Consider the following 21,348-nt stretch of genomic DNA (forward strand, 5'->3'; position numbering starts at 1 on the left):
CCCGCCTTCGGTTCGTGTGGAAACGTTGGTGGGTTGCCGCCGTCGGGCGTTAATGCTTGGACTACTTAGCCAGGAAGCGCAGCAGGATCTCGTTGATCTCGGTGCCGTGCGTCCAGAGGAACCCGTGGGGAGCGTCCTCGATCTCGACGTACTCGGCTGAGGGGAGGCGCTTGGTGAACTCGCGGCCCGTCGAGTCGATGGGCAGGATGCGGTCGCCGGTGCCGTGGACGATCAGGGACGGGACGGTGACCTTTTCGATGTCGGCGCGGAAATCGGTCAGCCAGGTGTCAACCACGGCGAACGACGCGTACCAGGACGAGCCTGCGGCCACGTTCCAGGAGTTGCGCAGCGCTTCTTCGCTGAGCCGGTTTCCGAGGAAGTTGTCCGTGTTGTAGAAGTCGTTGTAGAAGTTGGTGAACCAGGAGTAGCGGTCCTCGATGGCGGCGTTGCGGATGCCGTCGAACACGGAGGACGGTACGCCGGAGGGGTTGTCGTCGGTCTGGAGAAGGAAGGGCTCCAGCGACGCCAGGAACACGGCTTTGGCGACGCGGGCTTCACCGTAGGTCCCGATGTAGCGGCCGACTTCGCCGGTGCCCATGGAGAATCCGACCAGCACGGCGTCCTGCAGGTCCAGGGTTTCCAGGACCGTGTTCAGGTCGGCTGCAAAGGTGTCGTAGTCGTAGCCGGTGGTGACCTTGCTGGACTTGCCGAAGCCGCGGCGATCGTAGGTGATGACGCGGTAGCCGGCGTTCAGGAGGGCGGCGGTCTGCTTCTCCCAGGAGGCGCCGTCGAGGGGATAGCCGTGGATCAGGACAACCGGCTGGCCCGAGCCGTGGTCCTCGTAGTAGAGCTCGATGTCCGTGGTGTTTTCAGTTCCGACTTTGATGAAGCCCATGATTCTGTTCCCTTTCCTCGAAGTAGAGAACGACCGTTCTCTCTCTGGTTCAAATACTATAGAACGATCGTTCTCAATACAAGTAGTATGGGTACATGGATATTTCCGAAGTCCGTAGCCGCATAGTCGCCACAGCCGACGGGCTCTACAACGCGAAGGGCATCCAGTCCGTGGGCATGGATGAGCTGCGGACGGCTGCAGGGGTATCCCTCAAGAAGCTGTACCAGGAGTTCCCGTCCAAAGGCAGCATCGTGATGGCCGTGCTGGAACGCCGACACCAGTCCTGGACTGAAGGGCTGGATGCCACTGTTCGCCAGGCCGCGGATCCGCGGGCCAAGCTCCTGGCCATCTTCGATTATCTTGCCGGATGGTTCTGCCAGGACTCGTTCCGGGGCTGCGGCTTCATCAACAGCTTCGCCGAGCTGGGGGCCGTCAGCCCCGAAGTGGCCGAGTATGCGCGGAAGCACAAGGAGTCATTCCAGGAGTATGTCGCGGCGCTGGCGGCTGACGCCGGCGCTCCACCGTACTTGGCCCCGCAGCTTTCCATCCTTGCCGAGGGGGCGCAAACGACGGCGGCCATCGCCGGCACCCCCGACGCCGCGGGCCAGGCGCGGCAGGCGGCCGAAGTCCTGATCGCCGCCGCGTTGGGCCAGGCCGGGACCTGACCGGCCGCCGTCGAGCCTTCCCGGCTAGCTGGCCTCGAGGTCGTCGAGCGACTTGCCCTTGGTGTCCGCGGACATCAGGGTGGCGACAACTGATACGAGGCAGAAACCCAAGGTAGTCATGCCGATGACCAGTGGGATGTTGGCCGATCCCGGGGGAGCGATGGCGGTGAAAAGGCTGGGGAAGAACGAGGCGATCATGAGTCCGATGTTCTGGGAGACAGCGAAGCCCGTCACGCGCATGCGCATGGGGAACTGTTCCTGGAAGAAAGTGGCGAAGGTGGCATTCCACATTTGGAACAGGATGCCCTGCACAATCACGACACAGACGAACACCAGGGGCAGGCTGCCCTGCTGGATGGCCCAAAGGTAGGCCATGGTCAGCAGGCCACCGGAGATTCCACCGGCCACCATCAGTGACCGTCGGCCGATCCGGTCGGACAAGGCGCCGAAGGCCGGGATGGTCATCACGGCCGTCACGTTGGCCGCCATGGTCACCCACAGGAACTCGCTGCTGGAGAAGCCGATCCCGTAGCCCTTCTGGGTAGCGTACGAGACGCCGAAGATCAGGGTGGCCATGCCGATGACGTTGGTAAAGGTCATCGCGATGCAGCGGACGAGTACCCATGGGTGGGTTCGCAGGAGGTCCATCAGCGGGAACCGTCGCTTGGTCTCGGCTCCTTCGGATTGGGCCAGGTAGGCGGGAGGCTCCTGCACCCGGCGTCGAATGACGTATCCCGCCACGATCACCACGGCGCTGAGCAGGAACGGAAGCCGCCAGCCCCAGGAGTGGAATTCCTCATCAGGCAGCAGGGCAGCGAGTGGAATCAGGACTGCGGTGGCCAGGATCGAGCCCACCTGCGTGCCTTGGAGGCTGAAGCTGGCAAAGAAGCCGCGCCGGGCATCGGGGGAGTGTTCCACGATCATCGCGCTAGCCCCGCCCAGTTCACCGGCCACGGCAAAGCCCTGAATCAGCCGGAGGATGACCAGGAGGACAGGTGCCAGGAGCCCAACCTGTCCGTAGGTGGGCAGGAGTCCGACTGCGAAGGTGGCGAAACCCATGAGCAGCATCGCGAAAACGAGGACCTTCTTGCGCCCATGCCTGTCGCCGTAGGCACCCAGCACCACGGCGCCGAGCGGCCGGGAGACATATCCGACGGCGTACGTAGCCAAGGAGGCGATGATGCCGACGGTGGGGTTCTCGGTAGGGAAGAAAATCGTGGGAAACAGGAGCGTTGCCGCCAGTGAATACAGGGCGAAGTCGTAGTATTCCAGCGCACTTCCGATCCACCCGCTCATCGCGGCCTTCTTCGGGTCCTTGTGCGCGGCGTCGCCGTCGGTGATGGGGGTGGTTTCCCTCCGGTGCATGACTGTCACGTCGCTGTACTCCTCTGGCGTCGTTGGCAAAGATCAAGTGTCGGGATAGGCAACTTGAATCGATTCATAAAGCATACGATGTGACGTGGAATACGTCAAAGGCCTTTGGGTGGGTACGGGCCGTGGAAGACTGGACGCATGCCTTTCCGTACCGTGAGACCACGCCCGGAGTCCGACGCGGCCAAAAGCCTGAAGCAGTCAAAGGAGCAGGCGCGCCATATCGCAATGCGGCTCGACGACGCGTGGCTGAGGTTCCAGACGAAGCTGGCCATCCGAAGGGGCCGGGTGGAAACCGTCATCCCCTACACCGGCTACGGCAGCACCTCCTGGATCAGGGTCCTCGCACGCGTCGTCCGCAGCGACCCACGAGATGCGACCGGACATGCCAACCCTTTGCAGGAAAGCATGCGCGGATGGCGCAACTTCACCAGCGCGCCGGTGGCTAATGCGGCCGTGCAAGTGACTGTCGCCGGCGAGGTGCACCATGTTGTTGCCGACCGCGGCGGCGTTGTGGACGCACGTATTCCGGTAGTTCTGGATGCCGGTTGGCACACGATCACCCTGAAGTCGGGGGAGTCCCGAACGGTGGAAGCTCCTGTGGAGGTGGTGGCAGACGACGCGGACTTCGGTGTGGTGTCCGACATCGACGACACCGTCATGGTGACCGCGCTGCCGCGCCCGTTCCTGGCGGCCTGGAACACTTTCGTCCTCAACGAGCACGCAAGGACTCCCACCCCGGGCATGGCTGTGCTTTACGAACGCATCGCGCGGACCGCCCCTTCCGCGCCGGTGTTGTACCTGTCCACCGGTGCCTGGAATGTTGCCCCCACGCTGTCCCGGTTCCTCTCTCGCAACCTGTACCCCGCCGGCCCCAAACTCCTGACCGACTGGGGTCCCACCCCGGACCGGTGGTTCCGCAGCGGACAGGAACACAAAAAGAACTCGCTGGAACGCCTCGCAGAGGAATTTCCCACCATCAAATGGTTGCTGGTGGGCGACGACGGACAACACGATGAAGCCATCTACTCCGAGTTCGCCCAGCGGCACCCCGAAAACGTCAAGGCAATCGCCATCCGCCAACTTTCCCCCGGTGAAGCTGTCCTTGCCGGTGGCCGGTCAAAGTCCGGCGGCCAGCCCACCCCCGGTGTCCCGTGGATCTACGCCCCTGACGGCGCAGGCATGTCCGCACAACTCGAGGAGTTGGGCATCATCCGGGGCGAAGTCAGGTCCGCGGACGATCCCGAGGAAGGCGACGTAGCCGGAGGGAAGGCCTAGGCGACGTCAATGAACACCGGGTTGGCGTAGAACCAGGTGTCCGTCCACGGATCGGCGTCGCCAAGATTGTCTCCATGGCGGACAGGGCCCGCGGGATCCACGGGAGCGCCGTAGTAGCCCGCGCCGTGTCGGTTTCCGTCACTGCCCCGGAGGCGGAAATAGCAGGACTTTTGGACGTCCTTGACGACGTGGCTGATGGTAAACGTTCCAGTCCGCCCCGATACGTCGATCTGTTTCCACACGCTTGTCCCGGGAGCCCTCAGGGTGTCGCGGTCACCTGCTGCGCCGGTGATGGCACCGCCGATCACGTCCACGTGCGCGAGCTTGGGCAGGATCCCCGCAAAGTTGCGGTAGTCCGTCGTCGTAATGGTGATGGAAATTTCGACGTCGGCACCCCGCCTCACCTGCAGGCGGGAGCCCAGGGTGACGCCGTTGCGTCCGTTGCCGTTGCCTGCGCTGTTACCGCGCACCTCGCGTACCCGCACGTCGAGGCCCTGGAGGAGGTGGCCGTGATCCACCCACATGCGGCCGTTGCGCATGGCTTCCAGGACGCCGGTGTAGGAGCGCTGGGTGACTCCGGTGTGGAGACGGCTGAACTGCCCGGGCCAGAAGTCGCTTCCGCCCTGCTTTTCGCCGGAGTCGAAGGGGTCCGGGCGCTTGCCCGTGACCGACCAGCGGTCAAATTCGTTGGGCAGGCTCAGGTAAGGTTCCTCGGCCGGGTAGGCGCCGGTCTTCCACGTGTCCTTGACCGTTAGGTGGTTGTCTGAGTTGGACGTGATCCAGAACGGAAGACCTTCGGCGAGCATTGAATCCCACACCCCGCCAACGGTCGCCGTTGCCCAGTCGAAGCCGCCGTAGGGTCGGAAAGCATCCGCGGGGTAGCCGGGGAAGCTGTATTGCGTGGGGTTGTTGGTGTATTCGCCGCGCTGGTCGCCCGCCCGCGCGAACTGGCTGACTCCGGACCCCTGCGCTCCGGGTGCGCCCTCCATGCCGATCATCACTTCGCGGGCGGCATCGCGCCATGCCCGGAGCTCGTGCGGGGAATCGATGCCCAGCCGCATAGGGTGGTTGGCCAGGGCCACCACGTCCTCAATGTAGCCCGAGCGTTTTTGGTTGGCCAACCACGCGATGGCTTCCACAGCCTTGCGCTCGAAAGTCTCCACCTGGGCCGTTCCGGGGGTTGGCTTCTCCCACTGGTTCAGCTTGCCGTCCCACACGAGCTCGAAGGTACGCAGGAGATTCACTTCGTTGGTACCCGGGGCAACCAGGACCGTCGCGTGTTCTGCCCCTGGGATGTACCACTCCAGCCCCTGGAAGATGAGGAGATCAGGACGTGCTGCACGTTGAACCAGGATCTCTTTATTGGAATTGACCGCTCCGCCATTGTTGGCGTGGCCAAAATTGCTGTGCTCCGTCAGCGCCAGCCAATCGACGCCGTAGGACTGGGCTGCGTCCAGTTGCTGTTTGATCAGGTACTTCGCGTCGTGGCTGTATTGGGTGTGGATGTGGTGGTCGCCCACAAGCCACTTCAACTGGGGGTCGTTCCCGCCGGGGTTCGCTATCGCCGGGCGTGCCAGCGCGGTTGAAGCTGCGCTGCCCGCAGCCAGGATGCCTGCAGATTGCAGGATACGCCGGCGGCTCAACCCCATGGTCTTCAGTTCGGCATCGGCAAGCTCCACGCTTCTGCTGTGGGCGATGATCTGTTCCTCTGCGGTGCACATGGCAATTCCCTCTGTCGATTCCGATCCCCCCAGCGGAATCACAGTAGGGAAGGAGGATGGCACGGAGGTTAACCGGGCGGGAACGCTTGGAGTGTGTGGGTGCCCGCCGGGTCAGCAGGTCAGCGTGCCCTTGAGGACTTTGCCCGTCCAGACATTGGTGGTGCCCGGGACCTTGTAGTAGCCGCGGATTTCGTAGGTCCAGGTTCCGATCACTTCGTAGCCCGAGGTGTAGGTCTTGCCGCTGGCTTTGCTGAGGTCGCCGGTGAACTCCAGATTTCCGGAGCGGTCGAAGATTTTGATGTCGTGGTAGTTCGCGTTGGCTACTGCCCCGAAGGAATTGACGGTTACCGTGGCGCGGATACCGAACGAGCAGCTCATGGACACGTTCGCCGTTGCCGGCGCGGCGAGGCTGGCGGTGGAGAACTGCGGGGCACTGTGCTCGGTGTCGGTGAACGCGGCAAACGCCGCTGTCGGTGCCGCGATCAGGCCAAGAATAACGACGGCGGCGATCACCAGGCTGCGCAGGACGCTGTTCTGCGTGGTCATGGTGGTCATCCTCCTACTGGTGTTTCGCGCCGGGCCTGATCGGGCTGGGGTTGAAGAATCCGATCAGACCCGGCGGGGCTTGGGAACTACTCTGCCGGGCCACCCTCAAGAACCACTCGTGCAAACCTGCAACAGTTCCTCAGGAAATCCTCAAGACTGCCGCACCGGCAAGCGAGCAGGATCGGAGAAGCAGCCGACGCAAGCCGCACCTACCGTTGAGGTATCCAAACAACGTCCAACAGATCAGGGGGCCGCGAAATGGCTGGGACAGGAACAGCTGACAAGACCAAGTCCTACGACGGATTCAGCGATGATGAACGCTCGGCAATGAAGGAGCGCGCGCAGGAACTGAAGAAGACCGCCAGGAAAAAGCAGTCCAACGCAGATGGAGAGGCGGACGTCCAGGCGAAGATCGCCGAAATGCCTGAGTCGGACCAGTCCATGGCCAAGCGCCTCCACGAAATCGTCAAGGAGCATGCGCCGGAGCTGACTCCCAAGACCTGGTACGGCATGCCGGCCTACGCCAAGGACGGGAAGACCATCGTCTTCTTCAAGAGCGCGGACAAATTCAAGAGCCGCTACGCGACGCTCGGCTTCGAAGAGAATGCCGCCCTTGATGACGGACCCATGTGGCCGACATCTTTTGCCCTCAAGGAGATCACGCCGGAGGTTGAAGCGAAGATCGTGGAACTCATCAAGAGGGCTGTCGCCTGAAGCGACTCAAACCCCGACGGCGGCTGGTTGCCCTCCCAGGCAACCAGCCGCCGTCGTAATTAATCCAGGAGCGTCAGAAGGTGGGGTCCGGGTTCGGGTGCGGCGGCACGGGGCCTGGATCGGGAGTGGGCGTCGGGCCCGGTGTGGGATTGGGATCCGGGATGGGGCTTGGGGGAAACGGGGTGGTGGGATCCGGCGGTGGCGGCACGGGCCCGGGATCCGGGGGAAACGGTTCGGGCTCGTGGATCGGAGGAAGTGTCATGACTCTCCTTTGCCTACTCAGGGGTATTGCTCCGGCAGATAAGTGCAGCCTACTCCGGCCCGGCCATGGGCCACAGGCCCACTCCAACGAGACTTCTAGGTCAAATGACCTATAATAATTTTCATGAATGATCTCCTTGAACTTGATACCGCCGGTCCAGTGCTGATCGTGGGCGGATACGGCACCGTCGGCACAGCGCTGACCCGGCTTACCCCGAAAGAATGGCCCCTGCTCCTCACCGGCAGAAACCCGGACCGCGGCAGCCACCTGGCCAGCGGGAATGTGACGGTCAGGAAGTGGGACCTCAACCACCCGGAACCTTTCGCGGCCAAGGTCAGGGCAGTGATCAGCACCGTAAATGACCCCGACGACAGGGTCCTTCGCGCAGCCATCATTGCCGGGATTCCCTATGTGGATGTCACCCGCTGGACCAGCCGGGTCACCAGGGCAGTCACCCGGGCAACCCTCCTCCAGCCGACGGCTCCCGTATTGCTGAGCTCGGGATGGATGGGCGGAGTCACCAACATCGTCGCCGCAGCCTTGGCGCAGGAGGCCGGCGGTGCGGACCAGATTGATGTCGCCATCCGCTACGACATCAACGACCAAGCCGGAGTCGACTCCGTGGACTTCATGGACCGGCTGGGACTGGACTTCGAAGTACGCAAACGCGGCCAGGCCGCCGTCGTCAGCCCGTTGACGGATGCGCGCTGGGTGGACATTGCCGGGCACCGCACCAAAGTGGCGCGGCTCGACACCCCCGAGCAGTTCACCCTGCCGCTGACCATCGGCGCGGGATCGGTGGCTACCAGGATCGGTTTCAGTTCAAACACATCGACGACGGCGTTGCTCGCCGCCCGTGCGGTGGGACTGTTCCGCTGGGGAAGCGGTGAGCGGTGGACGCCGCTGCGCCGATCCCTGCTGTACTCGCCCGGTGCAGGCGGAACCGCGCACATCCGGGTGGATGTGGAGGGCCCGAATGGTATGCGGACTGCTGTCATTTCCGATCCCCAGGGACAAGCGCACCTCACGGCGCTGGGCGGCTTGCTCGGGTTGCAGGCGGTGCTTGCAGATGGCGCCCGACAGGGTGTTTCCTTCCCCGAATCAGCGCCTGATCCTCTCTCTCGCCTGGCGGAAATGGAAGCACACGGTGTGACAATATTGAGGTCATGACCGAAAGCAAGGGCGCCCTGAGGAAAGCGGCGCTGCTGGACGCTGCTGAAGAAGTCCTGGTCACCAAGGGCAACGCCAACGCCGCGATGCGGGACTTTGCCGCTGCCGCCGGCGTACGCATCGGGCACCTGCAGCACTACTTTCCCACCCGGGCCGACCTCATTCGGGCTGTCCTTGAGAGGACACTTGAACGCTCGCTGCATCGGCTGACGGAAGTCGCCGGGCTGGATCTCGGTCCCGGAGCGGGCGGCGGACTGACCCGGGACGATTCCCACCGTCTTTTGACGGCACTGATCCACGAGCATTCGGGTTTGGCAGACGTCAAGATGCACCTCGAGATCTGGGCCCTCGCTGCTTCGGACGAGCAGGCAGCCGCTGCCCTCAGGGCCTTCTACCAGCAGTATTCGGGGCACGTCCGAGGTGTCGTGCGGCGAGGCCGGCCCGAGCTGCCGGAGCCAGAGGTGGAGGGGGTCGCCGCGGCCATCATCAGCCTTTTCGAGGGTGCTGCGGTCACACGCTCGGACATTGCAGGTCTCCGAACGGAGTCCGGCGATCAAGCCATCATTCGCGCGGCACAGTGGATGATCCACGGACAGGGGACGGGCGTCGTCTATGGCTTTTGAATAATTCGCATTGACCTAGCCAACATAGGAATTACTGTGTTCGTCGGAGATGATGACCCAGCCTTTGTCGGTGACAGGGAAGTCTTCAATGACCTTGCCAGTGGCAGTGTCAACGATAACGACGGAATGGGCTGGCCATTCCGGGTCTGGGACGACCCTGTAGTCCGGGTCTTCGGTGGACAGTGACTGCCCCGCCGCGGCCTTGGACCGGTTGTAGTAATCCACGATCTTCCCGCGAGCAGTGTTAATCGCCACCGTCTCCTCAGGACCCGCCGGACTCCCATCCACAGGAGTTGAGTTCCACCAACCGTCATACCCTCCGACAGTTCGGTCCTCCAACGGTACTTTCAGCAGCGACCCTTCGTTCGGTCCGGTGGTCGCGTTTGCTTGGATGCCGGAGGCCACGACACCAGCCAAAACAACCGCTGTGCCCAGTGCACCTAGTACGAGTCTCATATTTTCCCCCTCTTCCCGCGGAACCCGCGATGACGCCGCCGATCAGGAGCGTAAAGCCAAGTCCGCCGATGGCGAATGGAAGGATGAGCAGGTGCATCCCGGAAACACCAGGAACTGAGCCAGGACAGGCGAAAGCCGGACGGGCTTCTGGATACCGCCGTCCGGCCTTGCCGGCAGATTACTTAGGCATTGATCGGCGATTTGGGGGTTTTCGCCGTCTGCCACGAACCCGCTATGACAATTTAAGGCCCTGGATTGGCCGTGCACACGAGTAGTCGGTACTCATATTTGATGGCCATCGGACCAAGCCGGTACTTGTTCGGATTCGATCGACGTAGGCGTTGATCATGCCCAGTCGGCAGGGCGGACGCGAGGAGCCGCTGTTCGACGGCCTGTGAAGGCTTAAGCGCCGATCCCACCTTCCGGACCCGAACAGCGTGGGAACTTGAACGCCTCGCGCCGCCCGGATACGGCCTGGCAGACCCTCCGAAAAATTTCCCAAAAAAGATTCGTACCCCGCGTAACCCTTTGCTGTCCCCTGACGATTACGTCATTGAAAGGGCCGAGCTGGAATTTGTCCCCCATCATGTTCCAGCTCGGCTCTTCTTTGTCCGGGGGAGTTTTCCTCAGGCAAAGCGGGTCTTCCCTACGGATGGTCCGGCAGAGCAGTTACCCTTGGTGGGGTTGCCCGTCGAGCAAAGGCGGGAGACCTGGCTCCACAACCACGGACCTGCCGCCGATCGAAAGTCCCAAATCCTGTGACCGACGCATTGACCGACGAAGCGCTTCACGCACTCAAGGACAATAACGCGGAACTGTTCAGCGCCATCTACCAGGCCTATGCGGGCCAGGTGCTCGGATACCTGACAGCTAAAGGCGTGCCCGATCCCGAGGCAGTCACGCAGGATGTGTTCCTGGCTGTCCTGCCTCGACTGGATGACTTGAGCGGAGGCGTCAACGGCCTGCGGACTTTCATTTTCTCGGTAGCCCACGCACGCATGGTCGACGAGCATCGGAAGAAACTCCGGGCGCCTGATCACCACGAGTTCGAGCCCGATCGGGATACCCGTGAATCGAGTTCGGCGGAGGCTGAGGCCTTGGACCGGCTGGCGCCGTACGAGGTCATGGCGCTGTTGGACCACCTCGGCGAGGATCAACGGGAAGTCCTGACGCTGCGCATCGTGGCTGGCCTGACGGTGGAGCAGGTGGCCGACATCATGGGGAAATCCGCTGGGGCAGTGAAACAGCTGCAACGACGGGCACTGATTACCCTCCGTGAGCACTCGGCAGTAAAGGAATACGTGGCGCCATGACATACAGGGATACAGAACGCGAAGCTATCGTGGACGGGCTCATGCTCGACGCCGAGCTCTCTGACGCGTCGGACCTGCGGCACGCGCTCCTTTCACTGGGTTCATTCGCCAACGTCCCGGCTCCCGCCCCTGGCGCCGAGCTCGCCGCGATGCTGGCTGGTCCGCACGACGAACTCTCCAAGCGCCGTTGGCGCCACAAGCACCGCACCGCCGTCGTCAGTGTTGCTGTGGTGGCGGCGATGGGACTGGGCGTCAGCGGCGTAGCCGCCGCCAGTTCGGGTTTCACCCGCAGCCCGTCCTTTGATGGGCTTCTGGGCAACTTTGCGCCGCGCTGGTCAGCGTCCACGCCTGTGCTGCCCGCACCGGATGCGCCCAAGGTCAGCACCGAGCCAGCGCCCGCTGCGGACCCAGCGGCACTCCCGCCCGCGACACCTGCACCCTCGATCCCCGTACCAGCGCCGGCTGAGCCAGCCGCGCCAAGCGCGCCAGCGCAGGACGCGGCCAACGCGCCAGCACCGGTCCTCGCCCCCGGCCCCGAAGGTCAGCCTCCCCATGTCCTTGGTGCGGATGAGGCCAAGCCCGACTCCGCGAAAGGCCAGCAGGAAAAGCCCACCCCGGGCAGCCCCGGCCAGGATAAGCTGCAGCGTCCCGCTGCGCCCACGCCCGATATGTCCAAGGCTGAGGCGGCCAAACCGGACAAGCAGACGCCCGGCAAACCCGGAAACAAAGGCCAAGCACTGCCGTCCTACCCCAGGCAGTGGTCCGGGGAGCAGGTCAACGAGATCACGGACAAACTGAAGCAGTGGAAGAAGCACGGCGGCAGCTGGACCCGCTAGTGCCGGGCGCCTTGGGGACGACCTGCTGAGGCGGGGTGCCGCTTAGGCGAGGACCTGGCGCTTGGAGGAGATCACGCCGGTGTCGAAGCCGGCCAGGTGGAGTCCACCGTGGAATCGGGCGTGCTCGATCTTCACGCAGCGGTCCATGACCACGTTGAGGCCCGCGGCCTCAGCATCACGGGCTACTTCTTCGTGCCAGGAACCCAGCTGGAGCCACAGGGTTTTGGCGCCGGCCGCGACGGCCTCGTCCAGGACCCCGGGGAGGTCATCGTGTTTACGGAAAACGTCGACGATGTCCGGGGATTCGGGCAGATCGGCCAGCGAAGCGTACGTCGGCTGGCCGAGGATCTCCTTCACCACGGGGTTCACGAAGTACACCTTGTAGCGCGTGGACGACTGCAGGTAGGTGGCCACGAAGTAGCTGGCGCGGGACGGCTTGTCCGAGGCGCCAACGATCGCGATCGACTTGGCCTGGCGCAGGAGCGACAGGCGCTCGGGAGCGGAAGGGCCCTGCCAGGTTCGTTCCGTGGTGCTCATACTTTCGCTCCTACTACTGATGGGACGTCGACAGCTGCTTGCGCCTCGGTGAGCGCCTGGTCAAGGTCCCAGAGGATGTCATCCAGGTCCTCCAAACCCACGGAAATCCGGACCAGGTCTTCCGGTACGCCCGCGGATTCCAGTTGTGCTGCGCTGAGCTGCTGGTGCGTGGTGGAGCCCGGGTGGATGACGAGCGTCCGTGAATCACCAACATTGGCAAGATGGGATGCCAGCTGTAGCGATTCGATGAATTTCTGGCCGGCTGCCCGTCCACCGGCAACACCGAAGGAGAACACAGAGCCCGGGCCCTTGGGCAAGTATTTCTGTGCTCGTTCGAAGTGCGGGTGCGATGGCAGGCCGGAGTAGTTCACGTAGGCAACCCGCGGATCGGCGTCCAGCCATTCGGCCACGGCCTGCGCGTTCTTCAAGTGCTCGTCCAAGCGCTGGGGGAGTGTCTCCACACCCTGCAGGAGTTGGAAGGCGGAGAGCGGGGAGAGCGCCGGGCCAATGTCGCGGAGGTGCTCGCAACGCAGCTTGGTCAGGAAGCCGTATTCGCCGAAGTTGCCCCACCAGGAGACGTTTCCGTAGGACGGCACGGGCTCGGTCATCATGGGGAATTTGCCGTTGCCCCAGTTGAAGCGGCCACTTTCCACGATGACGCCGCCCAGGGTGGTGCCGTGTCCGCCGATGAACTTGGTGGCGGAGTGGATCACGATGTCGGCGCCGTGCTCGATCGGACGCACGAGGTAAGGCGTGCTCAAGGTGGCATCGACCACCAAGGGGATACCGGCGTCGTGCGCTACCTTGGCCAGCCCGGCAAGGTCCTGGACTTCCGACGACGGGTTGGCCACTACCTCGACGAAGAGCGCCTTGGTGTTTTCCTGGATGGCCGCGGCGTAGTCCGCAGGGTCGGTGCCCGGCACGAAGGTGGTGTCCACACCGAAGCGGCGCAACGATACGTCCAACTGGGTGACCGTACCGCCGTACAGCTGGGACGCGGCCACGATGTGGTCGCCGGACTGGGTCAGCGCTGCGAAGGTGATGAACTCGGCAGCCATCCCCGACGACGTCGCAACAGCGCCGATGCCGCCCTCGAGGGAAGCGATGCGCTCCTCAAAAGCGGCCACGGTGGGGTTGCCAATGCGCGAGTAGATGTTGCCGTACTTCTGCAGGGCGAACAGGTTGGCTGCGTCGTTGGTGTCCTTGAACACGAAGGACGTGGTCTGGAAGATCGGCACCGCCCGGGCGCCGTGCTCGGCGTCGGGAGTACCGCCGGCGTGCAGGGCCCGGGTGCGGAACCCGAAAGTACGGTCAGCCATCAGACAGCCACCGACTCGGCGACGGGTGTGGAGGAAAGATCCAGCTCGGTACCGTTCTTGCGGGCAAGGTCGGCCTCGAGTTCGCGCACGATCGGCAGGATGTCCTGACCGAAGGCCGCGATTTCTTCCTGGAAGTGCAGGTAGCCGGTGAGGAACAGGTTCACGCCGATCTTCTTGTACTCCACGATCCGCTCTGCGATCTGTTCCGGGGTGCCGATCAGCTGGGTCTTGAAGCCATCGTTGTACTGGACCAGGTCCTCGAAGGTGGAGTCGGCCCACATGCCCTTGCCGTCCTTCGTGGACGCGCCGGCTTCCTGCACGGCGTCGCGGAAACCCTGAACTGCGGGCTTGTGTGCTTTCTCTACGATTTCGCGGAGGGTGTCGCGGGCTTCCTTCTCTGAATCCCGGGCGATCACGAAGCCGTTGAGGCCGAACCGCGGCGCAGCAAGGGCGCCTTCGGTGCCGCGCTTCGTTTCGCCGGCCGCCGCAACGACGCCGGCGATGTTCTCCTTGAAGCCCTCTAGGTCCTTGCCGTTGGAGAAGTACCAGTCGGCAACGCGGCCCGCGGTGGCCTGGGCTGCCGTCGAATTCCCACCGAAGAAGATCTCCGGGTGCGCCCGGCCGGGAACAGCAACCGGCGCCGGGTTCAGGGTGAAGTCGGTGATGTTGTAGTACTTTCCGTCCTGGCTGTAGCCCTGCTCGGTCCACAGGCCGCGGAGGACGTTGATGAATTCCTCGGTGCGAACGTAGCGTTCGTCATGCTCCAGCCATTCGAGGCCGAAGTTGGTGAACTCGCTCTTGAGCCAGCCGGAGACGATATTGACGGCGGCACGTCCGTTGGAGATGTGGTCGGCGGTGATGATGTACTTCGCCAGGACGCCCGGGTGCCACATTCCCGGGTGGACGGCGGCGATGACCTTGAGGCGCTCTGTCGCAGCCAGCAGGGCCAGGCTGAAGGACGTTGCCTCGTGCTGCTTGTCGGCTCCGTAGGACGCGGCGTAACGGGTCTGGGTCAGCGCATATTCGAAGCCGGAGTTCTCCGCGATCCGGGCGAGCTTCTTGTTGTAGTCAAAGTCCCAGCCGGTGCGCTGTTCGATGTTGGAGACCACCAGGCCGCCGGAAACGTTGGGCACCCAGTAGGCGAACTTGAGCGGCTCGGAGAGTCGTGCGACGTTGCTGATCTCGGTCATGAATTTTCCTTCACTAGTGCCCGCTCGCGCAGGACGTCCTGGATTCCGGCGATTGCCGGCTCGTTTTGGAGTGAGGTGGTATCGCCCAAGACGGTCCCCTCAAAGAGTTGGGTCAACAGCCGGCGCATGATCTTGCCGCTGCGGGTCTTGGGTACGTCCGCGACCACGACGACGTCGCGCGGCTTGGCGATCGGGCCGATCTCCTTGGCAACGTGGTTGCGCAGGTTGTGGGTGACTTCCGCTTCACGCTCATGGGAGCCGCTTCGAAGCACGACGAACGCGACGACGGCGTGCCCGGTGGTGGGATCGGGCACCGGACAGACTCCGGCTTCCACCACATCCGGATGCGACACCAATGCGGACTCGATCTCAATGGTGGACAGCAGGTGTCCGGAGACATTGAGGGTGTCGTCCACGCGCCCAAGGATCCAGATGTCGCCGTCGGAATCGTATTTGGCGCCGTCCCCGGCAAGGAACCAACCCTGTTCCGCGTACTGGCTCCAATAGGAGTCGAAGTAGCGCCGAGGGTTTCCCCACACGGTTCTGGCAATGGCGGGGCCGGGACGGTCCACGACGATGAAGCCTTGCTCGCCGGGCCGGGTGCGTCGACCGGCTTCATCCACCACGCGTGTGCTCACGCCGGGAAGGGCGCGAGCCGCGCAGCCCGGTTTGAAGGACGTGTCCGTGGGCGACGGGGACATGATGGTGGCGCCGGTTTCGGACTGCCACCAGGTGTCCACCACCGGTGCGGTGCCCCCGCCGATGTTGTCGCGCAGCCAGCGCCAAGCCTCGGGGTTGACGGCCTCGCCCACGGTTCCCAGCACCCGGATCGAGGAGAAATCGTAGCTTTCCGGAACGCCGTCCGGGAACCAGCCCATGAGGGAGCGGACAAGTGTGGGTGCCGTGTAGTACTGGGTGACCTTGTAGCGTTCGATGATCTCGAAGTGCCGGCCGGGGTGTGGGGTGTTGGGCGTGCCCTCGAAGATCACCTGGGTGGCTCCGTTGGACAGCGGACCGTAGATCTCGTAGGTGTGGGCGGTGACCCAGGCAAGGTCCGCCGTGCACCAGTGGACGTCCTGGTGTCGCAGCGCAGGATCGGGGTTGCTGAACAGGTACTCGAAACTCCACGATGCTTGCGTCAGGTAGCCGCCGGACGTGTGGACCAGTCCCTTGGGCTTTCCCGTGGTTCCGGAGGTGTACATGATGAACAGCGGAGTCTCGGCGTCGAAGGCCTTGGGCTCGTGGACCTCGGAGGCAGTATCAACGACGTCGTGCCACCAGACGTCCCGGCCCTCTGTCATGGCCACGTTCGCGAGTTCGCCGGCTGGTGTGGTCCGGTTGATGACCAGCACGTGCTCAATGGCGTTATCACCGGAGACGGCGGCGTCGGCGTTGTCCTTGACCGGCACTGCAGCCCCGCGGCGGAACTGGCCGTCGGTGGTGACCAGGAGTTTCGCCTGGGTGTCCTCTACCCGGAACCGCAATGCCTCGGCCGAGAAGCCACCGAAGACCAGGGAGTGGATCGCACCGATGCGAGCCACGGCCAGGGTGATGATTACGGTTTCGGGGATCACCGGGAGGTAGATGACCACACGATCGCCTTTGGTGACTCCCAGCGAAAGCAGCGCGTTCGCGGCCTTGGACACCTCGCGTTGCAGTTCCGCGTAGGTGATGGCTCGGCGGTCACCGGGTTCACCTTCGAAGTAGAGGGCAACCTTGTCACCCTTTCCGGCGAGCACGTGCCGGTCCACGCAGTTGTACGCAACGTTCAGCTTGCCGCCGTCGAACCATGAGATCTCCGGGCCCCGGCCCGCTTCAACATCAACAGGAGTCCAGGTGTGCGCGGTGTGCCAAGGGGCTGCCCAGTGCAGGCGGCGGGCCTGCTCTTCCCAGAAGCCCACCGCTGACCCGTTCCGGTCAAAACTGCCGTCAAAACTGCTGTGACGCGCCCGCTCGCCGGTATCGGCGCCGTGCACTGCGCCGCCCGTTGGCTCGCTCGAGGACCATCCCGAAGAGCCGTGAAGTGAGCCGGGCGCGTCAAGCAGCCCTGCTTCAGGGGCCGTCGCGCCTGAAGTGGTGTGTGTGGGTACGTCAAAAGTCATGGTTGCTCCTTGCCCGGAATTGCAGGCGCAGTGCTAAGGGTGCGAAGAAAGGGATGGTCGCCCTCATCCGCGGGGATGGCCACTCTTCACTTAAGTCGATGGTCCATTTGGCTCAAAACCCGGGGGTATTGGTGCGTAATATTCGATTGAGGCAATTCAGGATGGACAGAAAATGCAGATTATTCGGCCAACTGCCCGGTTGTGCGCAGGAGTAGGCTTAGGGCATGATGCACGTCAACGATCCCGCCGTCGTGGAGCGGTTGATGCGAACAAAAGGCACGTGGGCCATTGTGGGGTTGAGTAGCAATGAGTGGCGCTCCGCCTACGATGTTTCGCTGTACGTCCGGGACACGATGGGCATGGAGATCATTCCCATCAACCTCAAGGGCGAGGACGTGCACGGGGAAAAGGGGTACAAAACCTTGGCTGACATTCCGCCCGCCAAACACCCCATCGACGTCGTGGATTGCTTCGTCAACTCCCAACGCGTGGGGGCCGTGATTGACCAGGCGATTGCGATCGGCGCCAAGGCTGTTTGGCTGCAACTTGGCGTCTTTGACGACCAAGCAACGCAGCGTGCCAGAGACGCAGGACTGGACGTCGTGGTGAACTCCTGCCCGGCACGTGAAGGTTGGCATTACGGCCTGTGATCCCGGGACGGGTTACTCTGCTAGATTGCTGCTGACTCATCTCTTCAGCCCCGGGAGACAGCCATGACTGGCGACCACTCTGCAATGCCATTTTCCTTGCCCAGTAGGCGGGCCCTCCTCGGTGTTGTGGGCGCCTCGGTGGTGGCCGGGCTCACGGCTTGCACTCCCGCTGAAGGGGCAGAAAGTACGACGACGGCGCTGCCGCCAAGTGCCGCCGTCGGCTCGCCGGAGGCCCCGGCTGCTACGGCTGCTACGGTGACGCCGACTCCGACGCCAACTCTTGCGGCGACGAAGCGAATCCGGCGGAGTTTCATCCCGGACTACCAATTGCCGCCGATTGTCGGCGGGCTCGCGCCGGTGATCACCAAGATCCCCACCAAGCATCCGATCGTGTTCCTGACCATCGATGACGGGAACATCAAGACCCCGGAATCCGTGACGCTTATGGCGGAGTACGACTACCCGGCCTCACTGTTCCTCACCAAAAACACCATTGCCGACAACCCTGCGTTCTTCAATGCCTTCAAGGCCCAGGGCAGCCTGGTGGAGAACCACACGGTGACGCACAACATCAACATGGTGCGGCAGTGGGGCTATCAGCAGCAGCTGGACGACATAGTGGGGATGCAGGAGTATGCGGTCCAACAGTATGGCCGCAAGCCCACGCTGTTCCGGCCACCCGGCGGAGCCTACTCAAACGCGATGCGGCAGGCCGTGGCGGCTGCGGGCCTGAAAGCTGTGGTCACGTGGGAGGCAAAGGCAAACGCCGGAAAGATGGACTACCAGGTGGGGGACTCGCTGCGTCCTGGCGACATTGTCCTGATGCATTTCCGGGCCGAGTTTGCAGCGGACCTCGCTGCATTCCGGGCCGCCCAGCTGGCGGCGGGGCTGGAAGTGGTGTTGTTGGAGGATTTCCTGGGCGTCGCGTAAGCGTCGCAATAGGGCTCGCCCCGGAGCCGTCCCGCCAGTAGGCTCACTCCATGGATGTTTCCCGTCTGCGCGAGATTTGCCTGGGCTTCCCTGGCGCTTTCGAAGACTTTCCGTTTGGCCCCGAGGCCTCCGTCTTCAAGGTCCGCTCAGCTGTTGCCGGCGGGGCGCGGCACGAGGCCAAGATGTTTGCCCTGTCCTACATGGACCCGGACAACTGGTCGGTCAGCCTCAAATGTGAACCGGCGCTGGCCGAACAGCTCAGGGCGGCCCATCCGGAAATCACTGGTGCCTGGCACATGAACAAGACCCATTGGAATGGTGTCCGGCTGGACGGCGCCCTCCCGGACGACATGGTCCGGGACATGGTGGAGGACTCCTACGACCTGGTGGTGGCCACCCTCAGCCGCAAGCAACAGGAGCAGCTGGGGTGGGCCAGGCTGGCCGCTCCGCGCGGGAAGTAACACCCTCATAACAGCCCTCCCCATGGTGCTGACATGGGGATAGATTGATACTGCATACCTTGAGACCACAGCCATGGGCTGGTCAGGAGCAGTTTGATGCTGGATCAGAAGACGCTTGACCACTTGTGGAACTTTGGCGATCCGGCGGCTTCCGAAGCCAGGTTCCGTGCCGCCATGGTTGAGGAAATGTACGACGCCGATGAGCGGGCTGAGCTTGCCACCCAGCTTGGGCGGGCCATCGGGTTGCAGGGTCGTTTTGAGGAAGCTGACGCGCTCCTTGATGGAATCGACGACGACGAGCCGACGGTTGGCGTACGCATCCTCCTTGAACGGGGGCGGGTCCTCAACGCTGGTGGGCGTGCCGCCATGGCCGTGCCGCTCCTTGAACAGGCAGCAGAGCTGGCGGACCATCTCGGTGAGGAATTCCTGGCGGTCGATGCGCTCCACATGCTCTCCATCGCCGACTTCGGCAACGCCGAGGTCTGGATGCGGAGCGGCTTGGAATATGCGTCCTCCGCCCGCGATGAGCGAACCAAGCGCTGGATGATTGCTTTGCACGCGGGCTTGGGGTCGTTTCTGCGCGGTAAAAACCGTCTCACGGAAGCCATGGTGGAGTTCCAATTGGCCGAACAATGGGCGGAAAGACTGGGAACTGAGCGGCAGAGGGCGCTCGCCCGGGAGGCGATCACGGAGTGCGGAAAGGCCCTCGCGGAGGGTCCGTAGAAAGATCACGCTTTGACAAATGTTGATCGAAACTGCCGCGAAATATTGATTTTCGATCATTCGTGGTGAATTATGTCACAGAAGGTTGGTGCTGCCAGAGCGCCAACCCAGACTGTCTGACTGAACGGTTCCTGCCGCAACAGTCGACACTACGAGTCACTGGAGGGTTTAGAAATGAACGTTCAGCACCAGTCCGTTGGTCGCCGTGGATTCCTGCGCGGAGCACTCGCCGCAGCTGTCCTCGTTCCTATGGGGGGAACCATTGCTTCCTGTGCTGCGGGCGGCGGTGGAACATCCGCCGGTCCTACAGGAACGGTCTCCGACACCAACCCGTTCGGCATGGCTGACAAGGCCACCCTGGACGCCGTGATCTTCAAGGGCGGCTACGGCATCGACTACGTCGAGTTCGCGGGGAAGCTCTTCGAAAAGAACCACTCGGGTTCCACGGCCAAGATTGCACCGTCCACCGACATCGCCCAGGAACTGCAGCCGCGCTTTGTTGGTGGCAACCCGCCGGACCTGATCGACAACTCCGGTGCAAAGGCCATCGGCTTCAGCACCATTCTCGCCCAGCTCGAGGACCTCACGCCCCTTGTTGAGGCCAAGAACCTCGAAGGGAAGGTCATCAAGGACACCCTGTACACCGGCGTACTGGCTCCAGGCACCTTCGACGGCAAGCTTGCCGCCTTGAACTACGTGCTCACCGTCTACGCAGTGTGGTACTCGGATTCCCTCCTCAAGGAAAACGGTTGGACCGTTCCCAAGACCTGGGATGAGATGTACGCCCTCGGCGAGCAGGCCAAGGCCAAGGGCAAGTACCTGTTTGTCTGGGGCAAGGAAGCGGCCACTTACTACCAGGAACTGGCCATCGCGTCCGCCATCAAGGAAGGCGGCGACGAGGTCCGCCTCGCCCTGGAGAACCTCAAGGCCGATTGCTGGTCGCACCCGGCCATCCAGTCCGTCTTCACTGCGCTGGACAAGATCGTCAAGGCCGGCTTCTTCAAGCCGGGCGGTTCGGGCACCCAGTTCACTGCCGCCCAGGCACAGTGGAGCAACGCGCAGGAAGCCGTGTTCTACCCCTCGGGTTCGTGGATCGAAAACGAAATGAAGGACCAGACCAAGGCCGGCTTCAACATGATGGGCACTCCCGCTCCGTCCGTGACTGCCAGCCCCAAGATGCCGCAGACTGCACTTCACAGCGCTGCAGGCGAACCGTTCATTGTCCCCTCGCAGGGCAAGAACGCTGCCGGCGGCAAGGAACTGCTTCGCATCATGCTCTCCAAGGAAGCAGCCACCAACTTCGCCAAGACCAAGCTGGCGCCGACCATCGTCAAGGACACCGTTCCGGCCGATGGCTTTGGTTCAACCGCCCTGGTTTCGCAGACGAAGATGCTCAGCGATGCCGGTGAGCACATCTACACCTGGAACTTCATTGACCTGTACGGCACCAACAAGGACCAGCTGGTTGTCTGGAACACCTTCCTGGATGGCAAGTCCGACGTCGCGACGCTGACTTCCGCACTCCAGAACATCACCGACAAGGTCCGTAACGACAGCTCGGTCAAGAAGATCGAAGTGAAGTGACT

At 63.2% G+C, this 21,348-nt stretch carries 22 protein-coding genes; 12 read left to right on the plus strand and 10 right to left on the minus strand.

Features of this window, described 5'->3' with window-relative positions:
* Positions 1 to 61 precede the first annotated feature (61 nt).
* The gene (locus tag QRM57_RS01185) at positions 62 to 895 is read right to left on the minus strand and encodes an alpha/beta fold hydrolase (RefSeq protein WP_284985241.1); all 834 of its coding nucleotides are present in this window, start codon (positions 893 to 895) and stop codon (positions 62 to 64) included.
* A 95-nt stretch (positions 896 to 990) separates the two neighbouring features.
* On the opposite strand from QRM57_RS01185, the gene QRM57_RS01190 reads away from it, so the two are divergent.
* Complete coding sequence (locus QRM57_RS01190) at positions 991 to 1,560, plus strand: TetR/AcrR family transcriptional regulator (RefSeq protein WP_284985242.1); 570 nt, start codon at positions 991 to 993, stop codon at positions 1,558 to 1,560.
* Positions 1,561 to 1,584: 24 nt separating this feature from the next.
* Here the strand turns inward: QRM57_RS01190 and QRM57_RS01195 are convergent, their stop codons facing one another.
* Positions 1,585 to 2,934, minus strand: a complete 1,350-nt coding sequence (locus QRM57_RS01195; RefSeq protein ID WP_284985524.1) for an MFS transporter — start codon at positions 2,932 to 2,934, stop codon at positions 1,585 to 1,587.
* A 138-nt stretch (positions 2,935 to 3,072) separates the two neighbouring features.
* On the opposite strand from QRM57_RS01195, the gene QRM57_RS01200 reads away from it, so the two are divergent.
* Positions 3,073 to 4,209: an App1 family protein phosphatidate phosphatase gene (locus QRM57_RS01200; protein WP_284985243.1), complete on the plus strand. Its 1,137-nt coding sequence runs from the start codon at positions 3,073 to 3,075 to the stop codon at positions 4,207 to 4,209.
* On the opposite strand, the gene QRM57_RS01205 is transcribed toward QRM57_RS01200, so the two are convergent.
* Together QRM57_RS01205 and QRM57_RS01210 are read right to left on the minus strand one after the other, a co-directional pair.
* A complete protein-coding gene (locus QRM57_RS01205; RefSeq protein ID WP_284985244.1) occupies positions 4,206 to 5,930 on the minus strand; it encodes a PHP domain-containing protein in 1,725 nt (574 codons plus the stop codon). The two genes, QRM57_RS01200 and QRM57_RS01205, sit on opposite strands and share 4 nt — an antisense overlap.
* Positions 5,931 to 6,041: 111 nt before the next feature.
* Positions 6,042 to 6,476, minus strand: coding sequence for a SipW-dependent-type signal peptide-containing protein (locus QRM57_RS01210; RefSeq protein ID WP_284985245.1), 435 nt, complete (start codon positions 6,474 to 6,476; stop codon positions 6,042 to 6,044).
* 258 nt (positions 6,477 to 6,734) lie between these two features.
* On the opposite strand from QRM57_RS01210, the gene QRM57_RS01215 reads away from it, so the two are divergent.
* Positions 6,735 to 7,190, plus strand: coding sequence for an iron chaperone (locus QRM57_RS01215; protein ID WP_284985246.1), 456 nt, complete (start codon positions 6,735 to 6,737; stop codon positions 7,188 to 7,190).
* A 73-nt stretch (positions 7,191 to 7,263) separates the two neighbouring features.
* Here QRM57_RS01215 and QRM57_RS01220 read toward each other — a convergent pair whose 3' ends face one another.
* The gene (locus QRM57_RS01220; protein WP_235521300.1) at positions 7,264 to 7,452 is read right to left on the minus strand and encodes a hypothetical protein; all 189 of its coding nucleotides are present in this window, start codon (positions 7,450 to 7,452) and stop codon (positions 7,264 to 7,266) included.
* A 123-nt stretch (positions 7,453 to 7,575) separates the two neighbouring features.
* Between QRM57_RS01220 and QRM57_RS01225 the strand changes: the two genes are divergently transcribed.
* Both QRM57_RS01225 and QRM57_RS01230 read left to right on the plus strand, forming a co-directional pair.
* Entirely contained in the window at positions 7,576 to 8,622 is a 1,047-nt protein-coding gene (locus tag QRM57_RS01225) for a saccharopine dehydrogenase family protein (protein WP_284985247.1), read from the plus strand.
* A complete protein-coding gene (locus tag QRM57_RS01230; protein ID WP_284985248.1) occupies positions 8,619 to 9,245 on the plus strand; it encodes a TetR/AcrR family transcriptional regulator in 627 nt (208 codons plus the stop codon). Before QRM57_RS01225 ends, QRM57_RS01230 begins: the two co-directional genes overlap by 4 nt.
* A gap of 15 nt (positions 9,246 to 9,260) precedes the next feature.
* On the opposite strand, the gene QRM57_RS01235 is transcribed toward QRM57_RS01230, so the two are convergent.
* A complete protein-coding gene (locus tag QRM57_RS01235) occupies positions 9,261 to 9,701 on the minus strand; it encodes a hypothetical protein (RefSeq protein ID WP_284985249.1) in 441 nt (146 codons plus the stop codon).
* A gap of 758 nt (positions 9,702 to 10,459) precedes the next feature.
* On the opposite strand from QRM57_RS01235, the gene QRM57_RS01240 reads away from it, so the two are divergent.
* Together QRM57_RS01240 and QRM57_RS01245 are read left to right on the plus strand one after the other, a co-directional pair.
* Positions 10,460 to 11,014 carry an RNA polymerase sigma factor gene (locus tag QRM57_RS01240; RefSeq protein WP_284985250.1) on the plus strand — a complete coding sequence of 185 codons (555 nt, stop codon included), beginning with the start codon at positions 10,460 to 10,462 and terminating at the stop codon, positions 11,012 to 11,014.
* Positions 11,011 to 11,850 carry a hypothetical protein gene (locus QRM57_RS01245; protein WP_284985251.1) on the plus strand — a complete coding sequence of 280 codons (840 nt, stop codon included), beginning with the start codon at positions 11,011 to 11,013 and terminating at the stop codon, positions 11,848 to 11,850. The genes QRM57_RS01240 and QRM57_RS01245 overlap by 4 nt, the downstream gene beginning before the upstream one ends.
* A gap of 42 nt (positions 11,851 to 11,892) precedes the next feature.
* On the opposite strand, the gene QRM57_RS01250 is transcribed toward QRM57_RS01245, so the two are convergent.
* Genes QRM57_RS01250 through acs form a run of 4 tightly spaced genes read right to left on the minus strand, consistent with a single transcriptional unit; the run spans position 11,893 to position 16,998 of the window.
* On the minus strand, positions 11,893 to 12,387 hold the full coding sequence (locus QRM57_RS01250) for a CoA-binding protein (protein WP_284985252.1): 495 nt from the start codon (positions 12,385 to 12,387) through the stop codon (positions 11,893 to 11,895).
* Positions 12,384 to 13,706, minus strand: coding sequence for an O-acetylhomoserine aminocarboxypropyltransferase/cysteine synthase family protein (locus QRM57_RS01255; RefSeq protein ID WP_284985253.1), 1,323 nt, complete (start codon positions 13,704 to 13,706; stop codon positions 12,384 to 12,386). Before QRM57_RS01255 ends, QRM57_RS01250 begins: the two co-directional genes overlap by 4 nt.
* Positions 13,706 to 14,896 (minus strand): dimethylsulfone monooxygenase SfnG, encoded by a 1,191-nt coding sequence (sfnG, locus tag QRM57_RS01260; RefSeq protein ID WP_284985254.1) that lies wholly within the window; start codon positions 14,894 to 14,896, stop codon positions 13,706 to 13,708. Before sfnG ends, QRM57_RS01255 begins: the two co-directional genes overlap by 1 nt.
* Entirely contained in the window at positions 14,893 to 16,998 is a 2,106-nt protein-coding gene (gene acs / locus QRM57_RS01265) for an acetate--CoA ligase (RefSeq protein ID WP_284985255.1), read from the minus strand. The genes sfnG and acs overlap by 4 nt, the downstream gene beginning before the upstream one ends.
* Positions 16,999 to 17,222: 224 nt before the next feature.
* Between acs and QRM57_RS01270 the strand changes: the two genes are divergently transcribed.
* The 5 genes from QRM57_RS01270 to ngcE all read left to right on the plus strand — a co-directional run bounded on the left by QRM57_RS01270 (position 17,223) and on the right by ngcE (position 21,346).
* The gene (locus QRM57_RS01270; protein WP_235521288.1) at positions 17,223 to 17,648 is read left to right on the plus strand and encodes a CoA-binding protein; all 426 of its coding nucleotides are present in this window, start codon (positions 17,223 to 17,225) and stop codon (positions 17,646 to 17,648) included.
* A 63-nt stretch (positions 17,649 to 17,711) separates the two neighbouring features.
* Entirely contained in the window at positions 17,712 to 18,578 is an 867-nt protein-coding gene (locus tag QRM57_RS01275; protein WP_284985256.1) for a polysaccharide deacetylase family protein, read from the plus strand.
* A 50-nt stretch (positions 18,579 to 18,628) separates the two neighbouring features.
* Entirely contained in the window at positions 18,629 to 19,039 is a 411-nt protein-coding gene (locus tag QRM57_RS01280; protein WP_235521282.1) for an MmcQ/YjbR family DNA-binding protein, read from the plus strand.
* A 96-nt stretch (positions 19,040 to 19,135) separates the two neighbouring features.
* Positions 19,136 to 19,762: a hypothetical protein gene (locus QRM57_RS01285; protein WP_284985257.1), complete on the plus strand. Its 627-nt coding sequence runs from the start codon at positions 19,136 to 19,138 to the stop codon at positions 19,760 to 19,762.
* Positions 19,763 to 19,936: 174 nt separating this feature from the next.
* Positions 19,937 to 21,346 (plus strand): N-acetylglucosamine/diacetylchitobiose ABC transporter substrate-binding protein, encoded by a 1,410-nt coding sequence (gene ngcE / locus QRM57_RS01290; protein ID WP_284985258.1) that lies wholly within the window; start codon positions 19,937 to 19,939, stop codon positions 21,344 to 21,346.
* The last annotated feature ends 2 nt before the right edge of the window (positions 21,347 to 21,348 follow it).

The sequence above is a fragment of the Arthrobacter sp. fls2-241-R2A-172 genome (assembly GCF_030208885.1).
In the GTDB taxonomy this organism is placed as follows: Bacteria; Actinomycetota; Actinomycetes; order Actinomycetales; family Micrococcaceae; genus Arthrobacter.